Below are 5000 nucleotides of genomic sequence, written 5' to 3'. Positions count from 1 at the left end.
AGCCCAAACTTTTGCGCAAGGGCTTTTTCCATCTTTTTTCGATCTTTTTTAAGAATTGCAGATAACCACCTATTAAACACATCAAACCCACATCTTATCCACAGAAAAAAGACCTGGCGACATAAAAATGCTGAAATTTTACGCCCTCCAGTATTGGTTATTTTTCTGACACTTAGTTAATTACTTCGATCATTTAAGCAACATAGAAACAACGTAAAGCAGCTCTAGAGGTACTTTTTGCCAGTAGGCTTCGAAAGTATATTTTTAATAACTTCAGCATCTACCAGGTAATTGAGCATTTATTGTGTCTGACAATCCAATCTCCATGTATACCCTCCTGAGACTGAGCAGACTGTATCACCAAAATATGTGTGGTTGATTTAAGCAACTCATTCACCCTAAATATCCAACGCAGCTATAGGTACTAGATTAGCGATATATAAAAATTGACCGGTCAATTATTGAAGCAGAAATAGGGCTAAGCGGGTGCCACAATGACGCAACCATCAGCCGGGCACGGGGTAGCAAGAGTTAAATTTCAATATTGGTGTTATATACCGAGCCTGATAGTTCAGAATTCCTAATATCTTTCCAGCTCAGTTAATCAGCCCAAAAATCCAATATAGATCCACGTGACAAATAGTCCGTGCTCCTTAGTAAAGGAGCCCCTGCATCTTCATTAAAACCCAAACCCACCCAAGCATAGACTTTCGTCTAGAGGTGGCGGGGGAATATCGCGAACCGATGTGTAATTAAGCGAGAGGCTGGATTGCTCAACTGAGCTGTTAAACAAGGACGCTGTTGGACAGACTCGATGGTCCGGCATTCGACGACGCGGCCATTAGCAATACGTTCGGGAGCGGTCAAGACAACAAGCGTGTGCACGCCTATTTACAATAGCGGCAGGGGCTTTCGTCTTAAGTAACGGGTGAATATCGCGCAGCGATGAGTTCCTGAGCGAGAGGCATGGTGAGCAAGGATGGCCGAACTGGCTCTTGTATAAGGATATATTTTGCCAAACTGGGCTGTTAAGCAAGGACGCTATTGGATGGGGCCGGTGGGCCGGCTGGCTGGCCCGAACCTCAAAGTGCGCAGCACTTTCGGGAGCGATAAAGACAAAAAAGCCCCGCTGTTTTCAGCAAGACTTTATGTCAGTTGGTGGGCGAATGTGGCGCAGCCACAAGCTGAGGGTAGAAAACCGTTCCAGACGTTTCTAGATTCCCAACATCTATGGCGGTTAGCGCGAAGCTTTAGTGTCGCTGGGGCGGATTTATCCGCAACACCACAACACCAAGTGCAAATGTTGTAAAACGAAAAAAGCCTCTGCATTGCTGCAGAGGCTTTCGTCTTTATGCTGTCGGAGCGGACGGGAGTCAACACGCACGGCTGGTGTCGCGACCAGGATTCCGCAGGGCGCAGTCCCGGATAACAAATAGCAAAAAGCCCCATCCGAAGATGAGGCTTTTCACTTAAGTTGGCGGAGCGGACGGGACTCGAACCCGCGACCCCCGGCGTGACAGGCCGGTATTCTAACCAACTGAACTACCGCTCCTTTGGGCTAGGCCCAAATTAGGCGTCTGGCAATGACCTACTCTCACATGGGGAGACCCCACACTACCATCGGCGCTGCTCCGTTTCACTGCTGAGTTCGGAATGGGATCAGGTGGGACCAGAGCGCTATTGTCACCAGACAAATTCATTATGTCCTCGCCTTTGGGCAAGAACATGCAATTCGGAAAGCTGCGTGTCGCAGAAAATGTGGTGGTCGCTACTGGGATCGAACCAGTGACCCCCTCCTTGTAAGGGAGGTGCTCTCCCGGCTGAGCTAAGCGACCGGTATTCTGTATTGTTGAGTTATCACTTCAATCAAGTCTGGTCTCTTCAAGACTATCTACTACCATCTGAAACCCATCTGGGTTGTATGGTTAAGCCGCACGAGTCATTAGTACAGGTTAGCTCAACGCCTCACAACGCTTACACACCCTGCCTATCAACGTCCTGGTCTCGGACGGCTCTTCAGTGGACTCAAGGTCCAAGGGAAGACTCATCTTGGGGCTCGCTTCCCGCTTAGATGCTTTCAGCGGTTATCGATTCCGAACGTAGCTACCGGGCAATGCCATTGGCATGACAACCCGAACACCAGCGGTTCGTTCACTCCGGTCCTCTCGTACTAGGAGCAACCCCCCTCAATCTTCCAACGCCCACGGCAGATAGGGACCGAACTGTCTCACGACGTTCTGAACCCAGCTCGCGTACCACTTTAAATGGCGAACAGCCATACCCTTGGGACCGACTTCAGCCCCAGGATGTGATGAGCCGACATCGAGGTGCCAAACACCGCCGTCGATATGAACTCTTGGGCGGTATCAGCCTGTTATCCCCGGAGTACCTTTTATCCGTTGAGCGATGGCCCTTCCATGCAGAACCACCGGATCACTATGACCTACTTTCGTACCTGCTCGACGTGTCTGTCTCGCAGTTAAGCTGGCTTGTGCCATTACACTAACCACACGATGTCCGACCGTGTTTAGCCAACCTTCGTGCTCCTCCGTTACTCTTTGGGAGGAGACCGCCCCAGTCAAACTACCCACCAGGCACTGTCCCTAGTCCAGATTCATGGACCGAGGTTAGAACATCAACACTACAAGGGTGGTATTTCAAGGTTGACTCCACGAGAACTGGCGTTCCCGCTTCAAAGTCTCCCACCTATCCTACACATGTAGGGTCAATGTTCAGTGCCAAGCTATAGTAAAGGTTCACGGGGTCTTTCCGTCTAGCCGCGGGTATACGGCATCTTCACCGCAATTTCAACTTCACTGAGTCTCGGCTGGAGACAGCGTGGCCATCATTACGCCATTCGTGCAGGTCGGAACTTACCCGACAAGGAATTTCGCTACCTTAGGACCGTTATAGTTACGGCCGCCGTTTACCGGGGCTTCGATCATGAGCTTCTCTTGCGATAACCCAATCAATTAACCTTCCGGCACCGGGCAGGCGTCACACCGTATACTTCCTCTTGCGAGTTTGCACAGTGCTGTGTTTTTGATAAACAGTTGCAGCCACCTGGTATCTGCGACTGCCGTCAGCTCAGGGAGCAAGTCCCGTCACCAACAGCAGCGTACCTTCTCCCGAAGTTACGGTACCATTTTGCCTAGTTCCTTCAGCCGAGTTCTCTCAAGCGCCTTGGTATTCTCTACCCGACCACCTGTGTCGGTTTGGGGTACGATTCCTGCTAACCTGAAGCTTAGAAGATTTTCCTGGAAGCATGGCATCAACCACTTCGTCACCGTAGTGACTCGTCATCAGCTCTCGGTATATGTGTGCCCGGATTTGCCTAAGCACACTACCTACCACCTTAAACACGGACAACCAACGCCGTGCTGGCCTAGCCTTCTCCGTCTCTCCATCGCAGTTAGCAGAAGTACGGGAATATTAACCCGTTTCCCATCGACTACGCCTTTCGGCCTCGCCTTAGGGGTCGACTCACCCTGCCCCGATTAACGTTGGACAGGAACCCTTGGTCTTTCGGCGAGGGGGTTTTTCACCCCCTTTATCGTTACTCATGTCAGCATTCGCACTTCTGATACCTCCAGTGTGGGTTACCCCTTCACCTTCAACGGCTTACAGAACGCTCCTCTACCGCGTACACGTTATCGTGCACACCCGTAGCTTCGGTGAATTGCTTAGCCCCGTTACATCTTCCGCGCAGGCCGACTCGACTAGTGAGCTATTACGCTTTCTTTAAATGATGGCTGCTTCTAAGCCAACATCCTAGCTGTCTAAGCCTTCCCACATCGTTTCCCACTTAGCAATTACTTTGGGACCTTAGCTGACGGTCTGGGTTGTTTCCCTTTTGACGACGGACGTTAGCACCCGCCGTCTGTCTCCCGGATAGCACTCTTTGGTATTCGGAGTTTGCAAAGGGTTGGTAAGTCGGGATGACCCCCTAGCCTTAACAGTGCTCTACCCCCAAAGGTGTTCGTCCGAGGCGCTACCTAAATAGCTTTCGAGGAGAACCAGATATCTCCCGGTTTGATTGGCCTTTCACCCCCAGCCACAAGTCATCCGCTAATTTTTCAACATTAGTCGGTTCGGTCCTCCAGTTGATGTTACTCAACCTTCAACCTGCCCATGGCTAGATCACCGGGTTTCGGGTCTACGCCTTGCAACTAAACGCGCAGTTAACACTCGGTTTCCCTACGGCTCCGCTATTCGCTTAACCTCGCTACAAAACGTAAGTCGCTGACCCATTATACAAAAGGTACGCAGTCACGGTCTCAAGAACCGCTCCCACTGCTTGTACGTATACGGTTTCAGGTTCTATTTCACTCCCCTCACAGGGGTTCTTTTCGCCTTTCCCTCACGGTACTGGTTCACTATCGGTCAGTCAGGAGTATTTAGCCTTGGAGGATGGTCCCCCCATATTCAGACAACATATCACGTGTGCCGCCTTACTCGATTTCATCTTTGGTTAGTTGTCGTGTACGGGACTATCACCCTGTACCGTTGGACTTTCCAGACCATTCCACTAACACCCCGAAGACTTAAGGGCTAATCCCCGTTCGCTCGCCGCTACTGAGGGAATCTCGGTTGATTTCTTTTCCTGAGGGTACTTAGATGTTTCAGTTCCCCTCGTTCGCCTCACTAAGCTATGTATTCACTTAGTGATGACAGCTTATGCTGCCGGGTTTCCCCATTCGGACATCGCTGGCTATAACGGTTGTTACTACCTCACCAACGCTTTTCGCAAGTTACTACGTCCTTCATCGCCTCTGACTGCCAAGGCATCCACCGTATACGCTTAGTCGCTTAACCATACAACCCGGATGAGTTTCCTCATCGTGCTGTATTGCAACCAGCTGGTTTTCGATAGTTCATTTTACTGAACTCGCCTTGAAGAATTTCCAAAACACTTGATTGAAGTGTTTGAGAACTCATTTTTTGTATTCACCAAATCCGAAGACTTGGTTTCTACTATCAGCTTTCCAAATTGTTAAAGA

Annotated in this window: 2 tRNA genes and 2 rRNA genes; all 4 read right to left on the bottom strand. The window is 50.2% G+C overall.

Annotated features, from left to right (window positions below):
• Positions 1–1475: 1475 nt before the first annotated feature.
• Positions 1476–1552 (bottom strand) — tRNA-Asp (locus tag SAMA_RS01335).
• A 23-nt stretch (positions 1553–1575) separates the two neighbouring features.
• Positions 1576–1691, bottom strand: a 5S ribosomal RNA gene (gene rrf / locus SAMA_RS01330).
• A 68-nt stretch (positions 1692–1759) separates the two neighbouring features.
• A tRNA-Val gene (locus SAMA_RS01325) sits at positions 1760–1835 on the bottom strand.
• Between the two features lie 86 nt (positions 1836–1921).
• A 23S ribosomal RNA gene (locus tag SAMA_RS01320) occupies positions 1922–4815 on the bottom strand.
• Positions 4816–5000 lie beyond the last annotated feature (185 nt).

Source organism: Shewanella amazonensis SB2B, from assembly GCF_000015245.1.
GTDB lineage: Bacteria > Pseudomonadota > Gammaproteobacteria > Enterobacterales > Shewanellaceae > Shewanella > Shewanella amazonensis.
This window is presented reverse-complemented; position numbering and strand designations above follow the sequence as displayed.